This window comes from Actinoplanes sp. CA-252034 (genome assembly GCF_050956125.1).
GTDB lineage: Bacteria > Actinomycetota > Actinomycetes > Mycobacteriales > Micromonosporaceae > Actinoplanes.
In genome coordinates this window covers 3301363-3320541 of record NZ_CP191846.1, presented here as the reverse complement: position 1 = coordinate 3320541, position 19179 = coordinate 3301363, and the positions used below count along the sequence as shown (strand labels likewise).

At 71.9% G+C, this 19179-nt stretch carries 13 protein-coding genes; 9 read left to right on the top strand and 4 right to left on the bottom strand.

Translation table 11 applies throughout. The annotated features are described in order from the left end of the window. Positions 1-507 precede the first annotated feature (507 nt). Positions 508-993, bottom strand: coding sequence for a MarR family winged helix-turn-helix transcriptional regulator (locus ACQPZW_RS14875; protein ID WP_433795459.1), 486 nt, complete (start codon positions 991-993; stop codon positions 508-510). Positions 994-1084: 91 nt separating this feature from the next. Here ACQPZW_RS14875 and ACQPZW_RS14870 point away from each other — a divergent pair, with 91 nt between their 5' ends. The 9 genes from ACQPZW_RS14870 to ACQPZW_RS14830 all read left to right on the top strand — a co-directional run bounded on the left by ACQPZW_RS14870 (position 1085) and on the right by ACQPZW_RS14830 (position 16217). Next, positions 1085-3145: an MMPL family transporter gene (locus tag ACQPZW_RS14870; protein ID WP_433795458.1), complete on the top strand. Its 2061-nt coding sequence runs from the start codon at positions 1085-1087 to the stop codon at positions 3143-3145. Positions 3146-3306: 161 nt separating this feature from the next. Beyond that, positions 3307-4518 (top strand): sulfite oxidase, encoded by a 1212-nt coding sequence (locus ACQPZW_RS14865; protein WP_433795457.1) that lies wholly within the window; start codon positions 3307-3309, stop codon positions 4516-4518. Positions 4519-4528: 10 nt separating this feature from the next. Next, positions 4529-5560 (top strand): LacI family DNA-binding transcriptional regulator, encoded by a 1032-nt coding sequence (locus ACQPZW_RS14860; RefSeq protein WP_433795456.1) that lies wholly within the window; start codon positions 4529-4531, stop codon positions 5558-5560. Between the two features lie 82 nt (positions 5561-5642). Then, the gene (locus ACQPZW_RS14855) at positions 5643-7322 is read left to right on the top strand and encodes a glycoside hydrolase family 13 protein (RefSeq protein WP_433795455.1); all 1680 of its coding nucleotides are present in this window, start codon (positions 5643-5645) and stop codon (positions 7320-7322) included. A 140-nt stretch (positions 7323-7462) separates the two neighbouring features. Further along, positions 7463-11218, top strand: coding sequence for an ATP-binding protein (locus ACQPZW_RS14850; RefSeq protein ID WP_433795454.1), 3756 nt, complete (start codon positions 7463-7465; stop codon positions 11216-11218). Continuing rightward, complete coding sequence (locus ACQPZW_RS14845) at positions 11215-12276, top strand: diguanylate cyclase (RefSeq protein ID WP_433795453.1); 1062 nt, start codon at positions 11215-11217, stop codon at positions 12274-12276. Before ACQPZW_RS14850 ends, ACQPZW_RS14845 begins: the two co-directional genes overlap by 4 nt. After that, the gene (locus tag ACQPZW_RS14840; protein ID WP_433795452.1) at positions 12273-14216 is read left to right on the top strand and encodes a putative bifunctional diguanylate cyclase/phosphodiesterase; all 1944 of its coding nucleotides are present in this window, start codon (positions 12273-12275) and stop codon (positions 14214-14216) included. The genes ACQPZW_RS14845 and ACQPZW_RS14840 overlap by 4 nt, the downstream gene beginning before the upstream one ends. Positions 14217-14321: 105 nt before the next feature. Then, positions 14322-15128, top strand: coding sequence for an SAM-dependent methyltransferase (locus ACQPZW_RS14835; protein ID WP_433795451.1), 807 nt, complete (start codon positions 14322-14324; stop codon positions 15126-15128). A gap of 84 nt (positions 15129-15212) precedes the next feature. Continuing rightward, positions 15213-16217 carry a hypothetical protein gene (locus ACQPZW_RS14830; RefSeq protein ID WP_433795450.1) on the top strand — a complete coding sequence of 335 codons (1005 nt, stop codon included), beginning with the start codon at positions 15213-15215 and terminating at the stop codon, positions 16215-16217. A 40-nt stretch (positions 16218-16257) separates the two neighbouring features. Here the strand turns inward: ACQPZW_RS14830 and ACQPZW_RS14825 are convergent, their stop codons facing one another. Genes ACQPZW_RS14825 through ACQPZW_RS14815 form a run of 3 tightly spaced genes read right to left on the bottom strand, consistent with a single transcriptional unit; the run spans position 16258 to position 19119 of the window. Next, positions 16258-17229 carry an ATP-binding cassette domain-containing protein gene (locus ACQPZW_RS14825; protein ID WP_433795449.1) on the bottom strand — a complete coding sequence of 324 codons (972 nt, stop codon included), beginning with the start codon at positions 17227-17229 and terminating at the stop codon, positions 16258-16260. Further along, complete coding sequence (locus tag ACQPZW_RS14820) at positions 17216-18247, bottom strand: taurine ABC transporter substrate-binding protein (protein ID WP_433795448.1); 1032 nt, start codon at positions 18245-18247, stop codon at positions 17216-17218. Before ACQPZW_RS14820 ends, ACQPZW_RS14825 begins: the two co-directional genes overlap by 14 nt. Before the next feature lie 20 nt (positions 18248-18267). Continuing rightward, positions 18268-19119 carry an ABC transporter permease gene (locus ACQPZW_RS14815; RefSeq protein ID WP_433795447.1) on the bottom strand — a complete coding sequence of 284 codons (852 nt, stop codon included), beginning with the start codon at positions 19117-19119 and terminating at the stop codon, positions 18268-18270. Positions 19120-19179 lie beyond the last annotated feature (60 nt).

Below are 19179 nucleotides of genomic sequence, written 5' to 3'. Positions count from 1 at the left end.
CCTCCGTTGCAAACCCCGCGACCCCGCGCTCCGTGCGGCGACGCCGCGACACAGGTTTTCCCTCCGGGCGACGACCCTCATCCGGTACGCCCGACGAGCCCCCACCGGACATGAGGCATCCCCGCGTCCCCGATCCCGGACGAGGAGCACCGGAAGCGATGAGGCCGGGGCACCCTAGGTGACTGTTGTTGATCGGGGGTCGATCAAGACCTTGACCAACCCGCGATCAACACCAGTCACCTAGGTCGCCTTGGGCGGATTCGCCCCGGAGGGCCGCGTTGCGGCCCGGACCGGCCGGGGCGCCGCGGGGTAGGCCCGGGACCGATGGGTGCGGTTGTCGGAGCGGTGGCCGTACAGGATCGGCGGTCCGATGGTGATCGACCCACAGAGCCGCACCCGCCGAACGGCCGGTGCGCGAACAGAAACGCCGCGCCGTAACGAACCGCACAGCCGCACCCGAAGGACAGCCGGCGCGGGAACCGGACGGCCGCGGAGGGTGGCGGACGGTCAGGGGTTGCGGAGCTCGTCGCGGTAGGAGGTGAGGGCGCCGATCATGCCCTGCAGGAACTTCTCGATGGTGTGCAGCTCGTCGACGCCGAACTGGGCCATCACCGCGTCGGTGCGTGGGGCCAACGGGGTGAAGAAGGCCGTCGCCAGGGCCATGCCCGCGTCGGCGTAGCGGAGGTGGACCACCCGGCGGTCGGCGCTCTCCCGGCTGCGCCTGAGGTGACCGCCGCGCTCCAGGCGGTCGATGAGGGCCGTCGTCGCGCCGGAGGTCAGGCCGATCGTCTCGCCGAGGCGGCCGGGGGTGAGCGGCTCGCCGCGGCGTTCCGCCTGCATGACGGCGAGTAGCGCGTGCACGTCGGTGGCGTGCAGCCGGTGCCGGCCGGCGAAGGCATGACCGATGTGCTGCGCCTCGCCACTGTACGTGTTCAGCAGGTCGACCAGCTCCCGGCGTAACCGCGTGCGTTCCGCGGCCTCGGTTCCTTCCACGCGGTAAGTGTTGCAGATCGGCTCACAGTGGTGAACAATCTCGATGGTAAAGATTCTCATTCTTGAAGAAATTCCTTAGGGGGCACCAGCAATGAGAAGGGCATGGGCGACGCTCCTGCTGGCCCTGCTGCTCGGCGGGCTCGTGTTCGGATTTGCCGGGACCACCGAGACCGACAACGACCCGACGTCGTCGCTGCCCGCGTCGGCCGAGTCGACGCGGGTCGCTGAGCTGCAGAGACAGTTGCCGTCCGGGCGGACCAACCCGGCATTGATCGTGGTGGCCAAGGGCGGGCAGGCGCTCACCGACGCCGACCTGGTCACGGTCTCCGGCCTGGGCCGGCCGATCCTCTCCGACGACCGCAAGGCCGCCATCGTCACCGTGCCGCTGCCGGCCACCGGTGACGCCAACGCCACCAGCGACGCCGTCGCCGACCTGCGCGCCAAGGTTCGCGACGGCCTCCCGGACGGGGTGACCGCGCAGGTCACCGGCGGTGCGGGCTTCGGCGCCGACCTGTCCAACAGCTTCAGCGGGGCGAACACCAAGCTGCTGCTCGTCACGGTGATCGTTGTCACGATCCTGCTGCTGGTGACCTATCGCAGCCCGATCCTGTGGGTCGTGCCGCTGTTCGTCGTGGGATTCGCCGACCAGCTCGCTGCCAAGGTCATCGCGCTCCTGTCGCAGCACACCGACCTGGCCATCAACGGCTCGACGGCGGGCATCGTCACGGTGCTGGTCTTCGGCGCCGGCACCGACTACGCGCTGCTGCTGATCTCCCGCTATCGGGAGGAGCTGCACCGGTACGAGAACCGGTTCGAGGCGATGGCCAAGGCGCTGCGCGGGGCCGGGCCGGCCATCGCGGCGAGCGCCGGCACGGTCATCCTGGCCCTGCTCACCCTGTTGCTGGCCAGCCTGAAGAGCAACACGGCGCTCGGCATCTCGGCCGCGGCCGGCGTCGCCATCGCGGCCGTGTTCGCTCTCGCCGTGCTGCCGGCCGCTCTGGTGATCTGCGGCCGCAAGCTGTTCTGGCCGTTCATCCCGCGGGTCGGCGAGTCCGGGCCGGAGGACGGCAAGGGCTTCTGGGCCCGGGTCGGCCGTGGCGTGGTGCGCCGCCCGGTGGTGGTCACCGCGGCGTCGATGGCCGTTCTCGGTCTGCTCGCCCTCGGCGGGCTCGGCACCAAGGTCGGCCTGTCGCAGACCGAGCAGTTCCGCGTCGAGGCCGAGTCGGTGCAGGGGCTGGAGACGCTCAGCAAGTACTTCCCGGCCGGCGCCGCCGGCCCCGCGGTGATCCTGACCGATCCGGCCAAGGCCGAGCAGGTCCTGGCCACGGTGTCCGCCACCGAGGGCGTCGCCCAGGCGCGGGTCGCCGAGCAGAGCGCGACCCAGGTCAGCATCAGCGCGGTGCTGGAGGCGGCCCCGGACACCGCCGAGGCCTTCGACACCATCCGGGCGCTGCGTGACGGCCTGGACGGCGAGGCGCTCGTCGGGGGTACGGTCGCGACCGCCCTCGACACCCGCGACGCCGCCCGGCACGACCTGACCGTGATCGTCCCGGTGATCCTGGCCGTGGTGTTCCTGGTCCTGGTCGTGCTGCTGCGGGCCCTGGTCGCGCCGATCCTGCTGATGGTCACGGTGGTGGTCAGCTTCGTGGCGTCGCTGGGCGCCGGGGCGTGGCTGTTCCGGAACGTGTTCGACTACCCGGCCCTGGACAACTCGGTGCCGCTGTTCTCGTTCCTGTTCCTGGTCGCGCTCGGTGTCGACTACAACATCTTCCTGGTCACCCGGGCCAAGGAGGAGGCGGCGACGCGCGGCACCAAGGACGGCATGGTGCACGCACTGGCCGTCACCGGGGCCGTCATCACCAGCGCGGGCATCCTGCTGGCGGCCGTGTTCGCGGTGCTCGGTGTGCTGCCGGTGGTCACGCTCACCCAGATCGGGGTCATCGTCGGGATCGGGGTGCTGCTGGACACGCTGCTCGTGCGTACCGTGCTGGTCCCGGCTCTGGCGACGCTCACCGGCGACCGCTTCTGGTGGCCGGGCCGCCCGCAGGGGGACCTCGACGACGACGCAGCGCGGGCATCGCGGTCGCAGACCGAGTGGGAAGCGGTCAACCGCGCGCCGGTCACCGAGCCCGCCGGGGACCAGAACAGGTAGAGCCTCCACTCCCCGCCAGAGATGCCGGGTGGCCGACAAGGCCACCCGGCATCGCCCGTCTCCGGACGCCGGTGGGCTCGCCGCCGGCGCGCGGGAACCAGTGGAAATCCATGCCGCCAGGACTATCCAGTTATCCTACTCAATCGATAGGATCCCTCGGCATGAGTGAGCGTGCATACGACGAGCACAGACTGCGTGACTTCCTTGCCGGGCGGACGCGCGGATTCTCTCGGCGAGACCTGCTGGCCCTGACCGCGGCGGCGGGTGTCGCCGCCACCCTCCCCGGCTCCCCGGCCCGCGCCGCCACCCCGATCGTCAAGCCCCTCCCTGCCGAGTTGTTCCGCGCCCTGGGCACCAACGCGGAGACTCGCTTCTCCGCCCTGAAGGACCAGGGATATTACGTTCCGGTGGATCGGTTCTTCGTTCGCAACCACACGGTGACGCCGACGATCTCCGCCGACTCGTGGCAGTTGGAGATCTCCGGCAGTGGCACCGGGTCCGCCACCTTCGGGCTCGACGACCTCAAGAAGCTGCCGTCCGTGACCGCGCCGGTCGCCATCGAGTGCGCCGGCAACGGACGCAGCTTCTACACCACCCAGCAGGGTCAGACCGTCTCCGGCACCGCATGGACGCTCGGCGCGATCGGCGTCGGCAGGTGGAAGGGTGTCAGACTCTCCACCCTGCTGCGCCGCTCCGGCATCTCCCGGAACGCCGTGGACGTGCAGCCGATCGGCCTCGACCCGAACTTCGTCAGCGGCGGCGTCGACCTCGGCCCGGTCCGTCGCCCGTTCCCGGTGCGCAAGGCGTTCGACGACGTCATCCTCGCCTACGAGCTCAACGGCGAACCGCTCCCGCCGGACCACGGTTTCCCGGTCCGGGTGGTCGTGCCGCACTGGGTCGGCATCTCCTCGATCAAGTGGGTCGGGCGGATCGAGGTCTCCGCCGAACCGCTGTTCTCGCCGTGGAACACCCAGTTCTACCGCCTGTTCGGCCCGGACTTCCCGGCCGAGGGCCAGCCGTTCGACAGGCAGTCGATCAAGAGCGCCTTCGAGCTCGAGCCCGGCGCCACCTTCCCGGCCGGCGTGCGGACCCGGCTCACCGGCCGGTCCTGGTCGGCCGACGGCCCGATCCGCGAGGTCGAGATCAGCACCGATGGGGGTACGACCTGGCGGCGCGCCCGGCCCTACGGGGCGACACCGGGTGGGGTGTGGCAGCGCTGGGAGTACGACTGGACGCCCACCGCTGGTGAGCACGTGCTCCTGGCCCGGGCCACCGACGTGCGCGGCAACACCCAGCCGGACGTCGCCCGGTTCAACACGCTCGGTTACCTCTTCGACGCCGCGGTACGGGTTCCGGTGACCGCGGTGGGATAGGGTGCCGCCCATGCCGTCGGGAAGGGCCACGTCCAGTGACGTCGCGGCGGCGGCGGGCGTGTCCCGGTCGGCGGTGTCGTTCGCGTTCAACAATCCGCAGCGGATCTCGGTGGCGACCAGGGAGCGGATCCTGGCCGCCGCCGAGTCGCTGGGCTACGCGCCGAGCACGCTGGGCCGGATGCTGCAGGCCGGCACCACCAACTCGATCGGGGTGCTGCTTCCCCAGCGGCTGGCCCGGATCCTGGAGAACCCGTATTACGCACGGTTCCTGATGGGCGCCGGGCAGGTGTGCGACCGGGAGGGGTACACGCTGCTGCTGACCCCGCCCCTGCAGGACTCGGTGCTCAAGGCCATTCCGTACGCCGCGGTCGACGGTTTCATCGTCTGCGGTCTGGAGGCGGACCGTGGTGAGGTCGCCGAGCTGACCCGGCGGGGCATCCCGTTCGTGCTGATCGACAGCGACCGGCTCGAGGGCGCGCCGAGTGTCGAGGTCGACGACCGGGGCGGCGCCCGTGAGGTGACCCGCTATCTGCTGGAGTTGGGGCACCGGCGGCTGGCCGTGCTGTCGCTCGATCCGGGCACCGGAGTGCCGGAGCGCGGCTACCGTGGCCCACTGGCCCGCCGGCTGGCCGGGATCACCGACGCGCTGACCGATTTCGGTCTGACGATGGCGGACGTGCGGATGGCCGAGGTGCCGGTGACCCGGAGTGAGGGCTATCGGGCGACCCGTGAGCTGATGTCCGGTGACCAGCATCCGACGGCGGTGCTGGCGCTGTCGGACGTGCTGGCGTACGGGGCCGTGGACGCCTTGCAAGAACTTGCAATCAAGGTGCCCGAAACGGTGTCCGTGACCGGGTTCGACGACCTCGAGGAGTCCTCGTGGTTCCGGCCGCGGCTCACCACCGTGCGACAGCCGATCGTCACCAAGGGACGGATGGCCGCCGACTTCCTGATCTCGGCAATCAGGGGTGAGGCACAGCACCCGCACCAGACCCTCGGCACCTCGCTGATCGTCCGGGAATCCACCGCGAAACCGGCATAACGACGCCCTGCAAGAACTTGCTGCAAGAAAGCAGCGGCTCAGCTATGTAACACGTGTTAGTAAGCTGCTAGCGTTCGTCGCCATGACCGATCAACTGATCGCACCGCCCACCGTGGAAGCGCCCCCCGCATCGTGGTGGCGCAACGCGGTCATCTACCAGATCTACCCGCGCAGCTTCGCCGACTCCAACGGCGACGGCATCGGTGACCTGCCCGGCATCAGCAGGCGGCTGCCTTACCTGCGGGACCTGGGCGTCGACGCGGTGTGGCTCTCCCCGTTCTACGCCTCGCCCCAGGCCGACGCGGGCTACGACGTCTCCGACTACCGCACCGTCGACCCGATCTTCGGCACCGTCGCCGACGCCGAGGAGCTGATCACCGGCGCGCACGCCCTCGGCCTGCGGGTCATCGTCGACCTCGTCCCCAACCACTCGTCGGACCAGCACGACTGGTTCAAACGGGCGATCGCCGAGGGCCCCGGCTCCCCGTTCCGCGACCGCTACCACTTCCGCCCCGGCCAGGGCGCCGACGGCGAACTGCCGCCCAACGACTGGCCGTCGATCTTCGGTGGCCCGGCGTGGACCCGGGTCGAGGACGGCGAGTGGTATCTGCACCTGTTCGCCCCGGAGCAGCCCGACTTCAACTGGGAGCACCCGGCCGTACGGGACGAGTTCAAGACCATCCTGCGGTTCTGGCTCGACCTGGGCGTCGACGGCTTCCGCGTCGACGTGGCGCACGGCATGGTCAAGGAGGCCGGCCTGCCGGACATCGGCGACACCGGCGAGTGGCATCTGCTGGGCGCCGGCGAGAGCCCGTTCTTCGACCGCGACGGCGTGCACGAGATCTACCGCGACTGGCGCCGGATCCTCGACGAGTACCCCGGCGAGCGCATCGCCGTCGCCGAGGCCTGGGCGCCGACGCTGGCCCGGGTCGCCAACTACGTCCGCGGCGACGAGTTGCACCAGGCGTTCAACTTCAGCTACCTGGGCACCGCCTGGAACGCCCACGAGCAGCGCGCGATCATCGACGAATCACTCGCCGCGATGCGCGAGGTCGGCGCTCCCACCACGTGGACGCTGTCGAACCACGACGTGGTCCGGCACACCACCCGCCTGATGCAGAAGGTCGAGGGCGACGCCGCCGGCCGCAAGGCCACCGCCGTCGACGACGAGGCCGGTCTGCGCCGCGGGCGTGCCGCGTCGGCACTGATGCTGGCGCTGCCCGGTTCGGCGTACGTCTACCAGGGCGAGGAGCTCGGCCTGCCCGAGGTCATCGACCTGCCGCCGGAGGCCCGCCAGGACCCGGCCTTCCACCGCGCGACCGGCCAGGACGGCTACCGCGACGGCTGCCGGGTCCCGATCCCGTGGAGCGGCGCCGAGGCCCCCTACGGCTTCGGCCCCGACGGCGGCGGCAGCTGGCTCCCACAGCCCGAGTCGTGGGCGCGGCTCAGCGTCGCCGCGCAGGCCGGCGTGCCCGGTTCGACCCTGGAGCTGTACCGCGCGGCCCTGGCGATCCGCCGCGACAACCCGGCCCTCGCCCCGACCGACAACCTGACCTGGGTCTCGGCGCCCGCCGGAATCCTCGCCTTCGACCGGTCGGCGCCCGGCGTCCCCGGCTTCCGCTGCACGGTCAACATGGGCGCCGAGCCGGTCGAGATCGGCCGCCCCGGCGAGATCCTGCTGGCCAGCGGTCCCCTCGAAGGCGACCCCGACAACATCATCCTGCCGCCCGACACCACCGTCTGGTGGTCTGTCGCGCGCTGAACCGGACATCCGGCCATCCCCCGGACGGTGGGGGATGGCCGGACCGGGGCCCGCCCGTGGACGAGGCCGTGGAGGCGGCGGGTCGGTGGCAGGGGGGTTGCAAGGCTCATGGCAGGCATGCGTGGGCCGAAAGGCAGCGCGTGACTTCTGAGTGCGCCGACGAGCTGCTGTACGACAGTGACCGGACCAGGGTCAGCCGGGTGCGGCTGGCGGACGGGAACCGGGTCGTTCGCAAGCAGCCGCTCGGGGCCGGTGCGGCCGATCGGCTGCGCAACGAGATCGCGGTGCTGCGCCGCCTGGAGTCCGTGAGCGGCACGCCGACGCTGGCCGGGGACGGCGCGACCGGTGTGCTCGAACTCGTCGACACGGGGGCCCGTACCCTCGCGGACCTTGACTCGCCGTGGGCGACCGACGCACTGCTGGACCTCGGGCTGGACCTTGCCGAGATTCTCGCCGGGATCCACCGGTGCGGTGTGGTGCATCGGGACGTGAGCCCGGCGAACGTTCTTGTCGACGTCGCGACCAACAAGCCGATGCTGATCGACTTCGAGTTGGCGAGGCTGTCGGGCGCGGACACCGCGCACGGCAGGAGCGGCGGTGGAAAAGGCGACGGGAAGAGCGACGAGAAGAGCGCGGGCCTGGTTGGCACGCTGCCCTATCTGGCGCCGGAGCAGAGCGGGCGTACCGGCTGCCCGGTCGATCACCGCAGTGACCTCTACTCGCTGGGCGCCACCCTGTACGAGCTGGCCACCGGCCGCCCGCCGTTCGGCCGCGACCGGGACCCGCTGAGCCTGCTCCACGATCACCTGGCCGCCGTGCCGGACGCCCCGTCGGAGGTCAATCCGCTGGTTCCGGCGTTGCTGTCGCAGATCATCCTGCGGCTGCTGAGCAAGGAGCCGGAGCTGCGGTACCAGAGCGGCGAAGGCCTCGCGCACGACCTGGCCCAGCTGCGTGCCGGCCGCCTGACCGTGCTCGGCGAGCGGGACTTCCCGATCCGCCTGGCCCCGCCGGCGCGCCTGGTCGGCCGGGAGGCGCCGCTCGCCGCCCTGCACGCGCTGCTCGGCGACGCCCGCGACAGCAGCGCACTGGCGCTGGTCACCGGCCCGCCCGGCGTCGGCAAGACGGCGCTGGTGGACCGGCTGCGCCCGGCGGTCGCGGCGGCCGGCGGGCGGTTCGTGTCCGGCAAGTTCGACCAGTTCCACCACGACGCCGGCGGTGGCGCGGTGCGGGAGGCGTTCGACCGGCTCGGTGAGCAGCTGCTGGCCGAACCCGAGGACGTCGTCGCGCGGCTGCGGACGCGGTTGCGGGAGGCGCTCGGCGCGGACGCCGGGCTGATCGCGGCGCTGATGCCGTCGTTCCGGGCGCTGCTGGACGTGGCGCCGCAGCTCGACGTCGACCCGCGCGTGTTCCTGGCCCGGCTGCGGCGGGCCGGCATGGCCCTGCTGCGCACCGTGGGCGACGGCGCTCCGCTGGTCTTCTTCCTCGACGACCTGCAGTGGGCGACGGGGGCCGCGTTCAGCTATCTCGACGACGTGCTGGACGACCCGGACGTGCCGGGGCTGCTGGTGCTGGGCGCCTACCGCGAGGAGGAGGTGGACGAGGCGCACCCGCTGACCGCGGTGCGGGCCCGTCTGCACCGCGAACGCGGCGACGCCGGCGAGGTGCGGCTGGACAATCTGAGCGTCGCCGACCTGGGGGTGCTGATCGCTGGGATGCTGCACCTGCCGGAGGCGGAGCGGCTGGCGGCGGTGCTCGCCGACCGTACCCGTGGCAATCCGTTCGACACCGTCGAGCTGTTGAACGCCCTGCGCCGGGAGGGTGTGCTGGTGCCGGACGGCGGCGGCTGGCGCTGGGACGCGACCGCGGTCCGCGACTTCGTCGGCCACGGCGACGTGGTGGCGCTGCTGACCGCACGGATCGTGGCGCTGCCCGCGGACACCCGCGCGGCCGTCGACCTGATGGCCTGTCTGCACGGCGAGGTGCCGCTGGACCTGCTGGACGCGCCGTTGACCGCGGCCGTCGACGACGGGCTGGTGGTGATCGACGGCGGGTCGGCGCGGTTCCGGCACGACCGGGTGCAGCAGGCCGCGTTCGGCCGGCTGTCCGCCGACGAGCGCGCCCGGCTGAGCCTGTCACTGGCCCGCCGGCTGGCCCCGGCGCCCGACGCGGCGCCGCTCTACCTGGCCGCGGCGGACGTGCTGCTGGCTCCGGGCGCGGCGGCGCCGGGCGAGCGCCGGACGGCGGCGACGCTGCTGCGCACGGCCGCCGCGGCGGCACGCCTGGTGGCCAACCATGCGTCGGCCGAGGCTCATCTCGCGGTCGCGGTCCGTCTGCTGGACAAAACCGAGGAGGGGTACGGCGAGACGCGCGCCGCCTGGCACGCGGCCCTCTGCGCCGTCGGCCGGTTCGCCGACGCCGACCGGTTGTTCGCCGATCTGGCCGCGACCGTCGACGACCCGGTGCGGCTGGCCCGGCCGGTGGCCGAGCAGCTGGGCGCCCTCACCAACCGGCGGATGCTGAACGAGGCCCTGGAGCTGGGACTGGGCCTGCTGAGCAGGCTCGGCATCGACGTGCCGTCCGGTCCGGCCGAGATGGGCCCGCGGATCGGCGCCGGCATGGCCACGTTCTACGGCTGGCTGGCCACCGCCGGTGACGGCGACCTGCCGGAGATCACCGATCCGCGGATCCTCGCCGCGGCGCACGTCATCGACCGGCTGTGCCCGGCGGCGTTCTTCGCCGACCGGATGACCCTGGCGTGGCTGGTGGCGCAGGCGGCCGAGCTGTGGGCCGGGCACGGCGTGTGCGCGGCGCTGACCGGCACGCTCGGCAACATCGGTATCGTCACGATCGCCGGGTCCGGCGACCACGAGGCCGCGTACCGGGCCACGTCGCACGTGCTGGCGGCCGGTGCGGGGCACGGGCACGAGCCGGCGACGTCACAGGTGAAGTTCCTGCACGCGCTGGCCACGGTGCCGTGGTGCGAGCCGCTGGAGAACGCGGTCCGGATGGCGCACGAGGCCCGGGACGGCCTGCTGCGCGCCGGCGACCTGCGCACGGCGTTCTACTCGTACTTCGCCTCTCTGCCGCAGATGCTGGACCTGTCGGCCGACCTGGAGCCGTTCCTGCGGGAGGTGCGCTCGGCCGAGGCGTTCGCCGAGCGGATCGGCACCGGTCACGACGCGGCCGTGTTCGCCATCGCCGACATGATGGTGCGGACCCTGCGAGGCACCGGCGACTTCGACGACGCCGTGCTGGAGCCGCTGAAGGACAACGACACCGCGTACGCCTTCGCCACCACCATGCGGACCCTGCTGGCGGCGGTCCTCGGCGACGACGAGTCGCTCGTCCGGTTCAGCGCCGAGTCGATGCGGGCTCTGCCGGCCGTGCCCGGCAGCTATCTGAACGCGCCCGTCCATCTGCTGGCCGTGCTGGCCGCGGCGGTGACCGCCCGGGCCGGCGGCGCCGACCGGGAGCAGGCACTGGTGGCGCTGGACCGCAGTCGCGACTTCCTTGCCGCGCGGGCCGCCGGGCAGCCCGGCAACTTCCGGCACCTGTACCGGCTGGCCGAGGCGACCCGGGCGGCCGTGCACGGCGACTTCGCGGGCGCGGCCGCCGCCTACGACGAGGCGATGTCCGACGCCGCGACCGCCGGCCGGTCCTGGCACACGCCGCTGATCACCGAGCTGGCGGCACGGTTCTACCTGGACAACGGGCTGCAGCACGTGGGTGACCGGCTGCTCGCCGAGGCTCTTCCCGGGTACGCCCGGTGGGGCGCCACCGGGAAGGTGCAGGCCCTGAAGCGGGCTCATCCGGCGCTCGGCTCGGCTCTCGGCTCCCCCGCCCCGGCCGGTCGACCACGCTCGGCGGCGCCAGCGTCAACCTGTCGACGGAGGTGATCGATCTGATGGCGGTGCTGGAGGCGGCCCGGGCGCTGAGCTCGGAGACCAGTGTGGACCGGCTGCGGCTGCGGGTGCAGCAGGTGCTCGGGGCGATGACCGGCGCCACCGCGGTGCACGTGGTGCTCCACGACGACCGGGCCGGCTGCTGGGTGCTGCCCGGCGACGGCGAGCGGCCCGACCTCACCGCCGAGGAGGCGGCCGAGCGGGGCCTGGTGCCGTTGAGTGCGATCCGGTACGCCGAGCGCACCCGTGAGCCGATGCTGGTCGACGACGTGTCCCTGGACGACCGGGTGGGGCGCGATCCGTACCTGGCCGGGCTGGAGCACTGCTCGTTGCTGGTGGTGCCGGTGATCGGGCACGGGCAGCCGCGGGCGGTGCTGGTGCTGGAGAACCGGCTCAGCCGGCGCGCGTTCTCGGCCGGGCGGCTGGACGCGGTCCTGCTGATCGCCGGACAGCTCACCGTCTCGCTGGAGAACGCCCAGGTGTACGCGTCGCTGGAGCAGGCGGTGGCGGAGCGGACCGAGGAACTGGCCGAGGCCAATCACCGACTGGAGATGCTGAGCATCACCGACCCGCTGACCGGGCTGCCGAACCGGCGCAAGCTGACCACGTTCCTGGAGGAGGCGTGGCTGCGCGCGGAGCGGTCGAACGAGCCGATCGGCATCGCGATGATCGACATCGACGACTTCAAGAAGTACAACGACCACTACGGACACCAGGGTGGCGACGAGTGCCTGCGCCTGGTCGCCGAGGCGCTGCGCGCGGGTGTGCGCACCACCGACCTGGTCGCCCGCTACGGCGGTGAGGAGTTCTGCATCGTCATGCCCGGCGCCACGGTCGCGAACGCCACGGTCGTCGCCGAGCGGGCCTGCCGGGCGGTCGCCGGGCTGGGGCAGCCGCACGCGCTCGCGGTCGGCGGCGTCGTCACGGTCAGCGTCGGCGTCACGGCGGGCAGCCCGCTCACCGACGCCGATCCGGAACAGCTGCAGAAACTCGCCGACGAGGCGCTGTACGAGGCCAAGCGCGCCGGGCGCAACCGGGTCGTGGCGGGATGAGCGGCATGAACGAGGGCGGCCTGCGGCGTACCCGCCGGTGGGTGATCGGCACGCTCGTCGGGTCGCTGGCGCTGCTGTCCGGGTTCTCGCTGGTGGACAGCCGCCGGCACTCCGCCATCGTCGAGGACATCCTGCGCGACAGCGACCGCGTGACCGCCTACCAGCAGGCCGCGTACCTGTCGGCGTACGAGATGTCACTGATCCAGGCGACCGCCGACAACCCGTCCGGGCCGGAGCGGCAGCGGGTCCTCGCCGTCGACGACGAGGCGCACCGGGCCACTCTCGCGGTCGCCGCGACCGCGCCCGACATCGGGGACGCGGCCGAGGCCGGCACCATCGCGCAGCGGCAGATCAACCTGCGCCAGGACATCGTCTGGTTCCTGTCGATGCTGGACCGCGGTGAGACGGCCAAGGCGATCAGCGCCCTGAACACCGTGATCGAGCCCAGCTACCAGCGCAACAACGACCGGCTGCTGCAACTGCGCGATCGTCACCAGCAGCGGTACGAGCGCAACCAGGAGACCGCCCGGCACGACTCGCACCGGCTGCTGTGGGGCAGCATCGTCACGTTCGTGCTCAGCCTGATCGTGCTGGCCCTGTTCGGCTGGCACACCCGCGCGCACCGGCGTCAGGTCGAGACGATGGCCGCCACCGACCTGCTGACCGGGCTGCCCAACCGGGCCGCGTTCACCGCGCACGTGCAGCGGGCGCTGACGGCGGCCCGCCCGGCCCGTACCCTGCCGGGCATCACCGTGCTGACCGTCAACATCAACGGGTTCCGGCACGTCAACGACCAGTTGGGCCCGCACATCGGGGACCGGCTGCTGGCCGAGGCGGGCTGGCGGCTGTCGGCGGTGGTCCGCGACGGTGACCTGGTGGCGCGGACCGGCGGCGACGAGTTCGCCATCCTGCTGCGTGACCTGGACCCGACCCGGGCCGACGCGGTCGCGGACCGCCTGCGGGAGACCTTCGACCAGCCGTTCCACCTCGACGACATCACGGTGGACCTGGAGATCAGCATCGGGGCGGCGGCCGCCGCGGCCGACGACGACGTCAGCACCCTGCTCGGGCACGCCGACAGCGCCATGCACGACGCGAAGCAGCAGCACGACAGCTTCCGCCGGTTCAGCGGCAACACCGGCCAGGACAGCGCCGACCGGCTCACCCTGCTCGGCGACCTGCGGCGCGGTCTGACCGACGCGTCCCAGTTCACGCTGCACTACCAGCCGAAGGTGTCGCTGGCCGACGGCACGCTCTCCGGGGTGGAGGCGCTGGCCCGCTGGCACCACCCGACGCGTGGCCCGGTGCCGCCCGGCCAGTTCGTGCCGGTGCTGGAGACCACCAGCCTGATCCACCCGTTCACCGAGCGGGTCCTCACCCTGGCCCTGGAGCAGGCGCGTGCCTGGCTCGACGCGGGTCACCGGGTGCCGGTGGCGGTCAACGTCTCCACCCGCAGCCTGCTCGACGGCACGTTCCCGGGCCGGCTGGCGGCGCTGCTCGACTCGGCGGGTGTTCCCGGGGAGCTGCTCTGCATCGAGATCACCGAGCACACCGTGATGTCCGACCCGACGACCACGATCGACGCGCTGCGCCGGATCCGGGGGCTGGGGGTCAAGACGTCCATCGACGACTTCGGCACCGGATACTCGTCGCTGTCGTACCTGAAGCTCCTGCCGGTGGACGAGCTGAAGATCGACCGCTCGTTCGTGGCCGACATGGTCGCCGACTCGTCCAGTCACGCGCTCGTGGCGTCCGCCGTCGACCTGGCCCACAACCTGAACCTGACCGTCGTGGCCGAGGGCGTCGAGGACGACCGGACCGCGGCCGCGCTCAGCGGTCTGGGCTGCGACACCGCCCAGGGCTACCACTACGCCCGCCCGGTCCCGGCCGCCGACCTCGACGCCCGGTTCCTGGCCCCGCAGAAGCACCTGACCCCATGACCCACCTTCGGTGGACGCCGTGGAGGACCGTCTGGTGTGGACCCGTCGGAGGGGCGGCGTATGCTCTGCGCCAACCGCGAAGCCCGCCGACGGGGAGCCGTAGCCATGACCGACAGTGACGCTGCCGCCAAACTCGACACCAGCGTGCCGCACTCGGCACGGGTGTGGAACTACTGGCTCGGCGGCAAGGACAACTTCCCCGTCGACCGGGCGGTCGGTGACGACTTCGCCAACCTCTATCCGGACATCACCGTGGTGGCCCGGCATTCGCGGGCGTTCCTCAAGCGGGCGGTCACCTTCCTGGTGACGGAGGCCGGCATCCGGCAGTTCCTGGACATCGGCACGGGCATGCCCACCGCGGAGAACACCCATCAGGTGGCGCAGGCCGCGGCCGCCGACGCCCGGATCGTGTATGTCGACAACGACCCGCTGGTCCTGGTCCACGCGCGGGCTCTGCTGACCAGCACCCCCGAGGGCAGGACCGACTACGTCGACGCCGACCTGCACGACCCGGCGAAGATCCTGGAGGCGGCGAGCGCGACGCTCGACCTGACTCAGCCGGTCGGTCTGATCCTGATGAACATCCTGGGGCACGTGCCCGACATCGATCAGGCCATCGCGATCGTCCGGGGGCTGCTCGCCGAGCTGCCGTCGGGCAGCTACCTCCTCACCGCCGACGGCACCAACGTGATCGACGGGCCGGCGTTCGAGGACGCGATCGGTGTGTGGAACGCGAATGCGCCGCTCAGCTACCACCTGCGCCACCCCGACCAGATCGCCCGTTTCCTCGACGGCCTCGAGCTGCTGGAGCCGGGCCTGGTCCCGTGCTCGAGGTGGCGCCCGGCCGCGGACGCCGCCGGCGAGGACCTGCGCGAGGTCGACGAGTTCGGCGCGGTGGCCCGTAAGCCGTAAGCGGTTCCCGCGGAAGATCTCAACCGGCGGGGTGGGCGGCCGATCCTAGGGCGCCCCTCCCCCGCTATCTTTCGAGGTCATCGCATGTCCGTGCTGTCTCGTCCCGCGATCCTGCTCGTCTCCGCCTCGGTCGCGGCCGGCCTTCTGGTCGCCCCGGCCGCCGCATATGCCGCCGACACCACGACCGACCTGTCCGCGTCGCAGATGAAGGCGGCGGTGGCGGCGGTGGCCGCGGCCACCGACACGGCCGCCGTGCGGGGCTGGGCCTCCGACCTGGACCTCGACCTGACCATCCGCGGCCGGACGGCGACCGCGTGGCAGAAGACCGCCACCGACCCCGAGCACGGTCTGCTGGCGGCGTCGTTCGCGATGGACGGGCAGCCGGCGTCGAGCGTCTTCCTCGACGAGGGCGCGGGCTTCTACCGGTCGGTCGAGGACGACAGCCGGATCACGGCGGCGCTGACGATGATCGGCCGGCCGACGGCGACGTTCGTGTTCACGCCGGACACCGACCTCACTCTGAAGAAGGACGGGCCGGCCCCGCTCGACCTGGTGACGACGTCGGTCAGCGCGGGCACCAGGACGCTGCACGACGACGGGTCCGCCGATCTCACGTTCACCGACGAGCAGCTGGGCGTGGTGACGTTGCACGCCGACGCCGCGTCGGTGCTGACGACCGCGTCGACTGCGTCGAAGGATGACGAGCAGACCCTGTCGATGTCGGTGGACTACGCGTACGGCCCGCAGTTGGTGACGCTGCCGGCGGCCGACGTGACGGTGGACGACAAGACGCTCGCCAAGGGTGTCGCCTACCTCGACATGGCCCGGCTGGTCCGCGAGTCGGCGGTCAACGGCGCGGCCTCCACCCGCAGGGCGTCCAAGGGCGGCAAGGTGAAGGTGGCGACGCTGCGCAAGCTGGTCCGGCGGGATGCGGCGCAGTCGAACTGGTATGCCGGCGACGTCCAGGTGGTCAAGGTCAAGAACATCACGGCGGGTGTACGGGTCCACGCCACCAACCCGTGGACGAAGAAGACGGTCGCGTACACGGTGAAGGCGTCCGGTAAGAAGGTGCTGGTCAAGAAGTCCTGAGACCGGGCCGCGGACGGTGCGGCCCGGATCGCAGGGCGGGTCAGATGGTGACCCGGTCGCGGATGGCGTGGCTGACCTCGGCGCGCAGCGCGGCGAACTCGGGCAGTCCCCGGAGCTCGTCGGCGGCGATGCCGGTGCGCGGCAGGTCGATCGGCAGGTCCAGCGCGATCGTGCCGGGCCGTGGGGTGAGGACCACGACACGGCTGCCGAGGAAGACGGCCTCGTCGACGCTGTGTGTGACGAAGACGCTGGTCCGGCCGGTGGAGGCGCTGACCTGGCGCAGGTCGTCCTGGAGTTTCTCCCGGGTGAGCGCGTCCAGAGCCGCGGACGGCTCGTCCAGTAGAAGAAGAAAGGGGTTGTTCCGTTCTTGGGTGGCGGGCGGGGCGGTCGGACGGGGGTTGTTCCGTTCTTGGGTGGCGGGCGGGGCGGTCGGACGGGGGTTGTTCCGTTCTTGGGTGGCGGGCGGGGCGGTCGGACGGGGGTTGTTCCGTTCTTGGGTGGCGGGCGGGGCGGTCGGACGGGGGTTGTTCCGTTCTTGGGTGGCGGGCGGGGCGGTCGGACGGGGGTTCTCTACCGCCAGGGCCCGGGCTATGGCGACCCGCTGCTGCTGGCCGCCGGAGATCTGCCAGATCCGGCGGTGGGCCACATCGTGCAGGCCGACCCGGGCGAGCAGCTCGTCGATGCGTGCGGCGGTGGCCTGCTGCCCGGCGTATTTGAGGGCGAGGGCGATGTTGCCGCCGACGGTCTTCCAGGGGAACAGCCGCGGCTGCTGGAAGACCAGCCCCGCTCCGCGCCCGGGCGCCGGGGCCGTCCCGTTCGTGCGGATGGTCCCGGCGGTGGGCTGCTCGAAACCGGCGATCAGGCGCAGTAGCGTGCTCTTGCCGCAGCCGGACGCGCCGACCAGGACGAGGAACTCACCCGGCGGGACGGTCAGGTCGATCGGCCCGACGGCGGTCACGTCACCGTAGGAGTGGGTGACCGCTTCGACCGTGATCGCGTCAGCCGAGGACACCGGGCAGCCCCTTGACGTAGATGGCCTTCTGCACGTCGGCCAGCGTCGGCACGGCGTCGATCTTCTGCTGCGACTTGAGGAACTCGGCCGCGCTGACCAGGTTGTCGGCGAGCTTGCCGGGCGCGCCCTCGGTGCCGAGCCACTCCGGTGACGACAGGTCGGCCGGCTTGAGGAAGACACCCTGCGACAGCTGGGCCTTGGCGTCGTCGGCGGAGAGGTTGAGCTCGGCGCCGACGGCCTTGCCCGCGGCGTCCGGGTCGGTGGCGATGACGGTCAGGGCCTGGGCCTCGACCTTGCGCCACGCGTCGACGGCCTCCGGGTGGGCGGTGGCGAAGGCGGTGGAGACGACGCCGAGGTCGAGGGTGGGCTTGCCGCCGGCGGCCAGCTCCCGGCTGGTGATCAGCACCTTGCCGGTCTTCTTGAGCTGGTCGAGCGACGGCAGCCAGCTGTAGGCGGCGTCGATGTCGCCGCGGGTCCAGGCGGCCAGGATGTCCTGCGGCTCGAGGTCCACGATGGTCAGCTCGGACTCCTTGACGCCGGCGGCGTTCAGGGCGGCGAGGAGGCTGTAGTGGGCGGTGGACGCGAACGGGGTGGCCACCTTCTTGCCGCGCAGCGAGGCCACGTCGGTGACGCCGGAGTCGTTGCGGGCCACGAGCGCCTCGTTGTCGCCTGCCACGTCGAGGACGAAGGCGACCTGGTACGGGATGTTGAGCGGGGCGGACAGCCCGCGCGCCACCGGGCTGGAGCCGATCGCCGCGATGTCGAGGCTGCCCGCGACGAAGGCGGTGTTGATGCTGGCGCCGGAGTCGAACTTCGTCCAGGTGATCTTGTAGTCGGGCAGTGCCTTCTCGAGCAGGCCCTGGTTCTTGACGATCAGGTCGCCGGATGGGAAGGCCTGGTAGGCGATCCGGATCGATTTCTCTTCGGGGTCGGCGCCACCGCTGGCGGCGCCGTCCCCGCATGCGGCCAGGGCCCCGGCGAGGGCGACGGAGACAGCGACGGCAAGGAGCTTCTTCACAGGGGTTTCCTTAAAGGGGATCAGGCGCGTCCGCGCCACGGGATCAGCTTGTTCTCGGCGGTGAGCAACAGAGCGTCGATGAGCAGGCCGGAGAGGCCGATGGCGAAGAGGCCGAGCACGACCACGTCGGTCTGGGAGTAGCGCTGGGCGTCGCGGATCATGCCGCCGATGCCGGGCACGCCGTTGATGGTCTCGGCGGCCACGACCGAGGAGTACGCGACACCGACGGCGAGCCGGATACCAGTGAAGATCTCCGGCAGCGCGTGCGGCAGCACCACGTCGCGGATGCTCTGCCAGCGGCTTGCTCCCAGTGCCCGGGCCGCCTCGACCAGGCCGGTCGGCGCATTGTGGACGGCGGCGGCGGTGGCGACCGCGACGGGCGGCAGGGCGGCGATCGAGAGCAGCCAAAGTTTCGGGGTCTCGTCGATGCCGAACCAGATGATGAACAGGCTGAAGTAGGCGAGCGGCGGCAGCGCCCGGACGAACGTGACGACCGGCTCGGCGACCACGCGCAGCCAGCCGACGGTGCCCAGGAGCACGCCGATGAGCAGGCCGCCGGCGACGCCGATGGCCGAGCCGATGACGATGCGCCGCAGGCTGACGCCGAGGTGCTCGACGAGCAGGTGGCCGCTGTATCCGCGTACCCCCTCGTGGGTGGTGGAGGTGCGGATCAGCTGGTCCCAGACCGCTCCCGGCGAGGGGATGAAGGCCGGGTTGCGCATGATCCGGGCCGTCACCTCCCACAGCAGGTAGAGCGCGACCAGCGCGACGAGGCGCAGCGCGAGGCGCCGGCGCAGGCCGCCGCCGGGCGCGAGCGCCGCCTGGGGCGACGACGGCGCGGCCGGCGGCGCGGGGGCGAGGGTGGTGGTCACGGAATCTCCTGGCAGGGTGCCCGACGAATGCCCGCTATTCCTATCGCATCTATGGGGTTA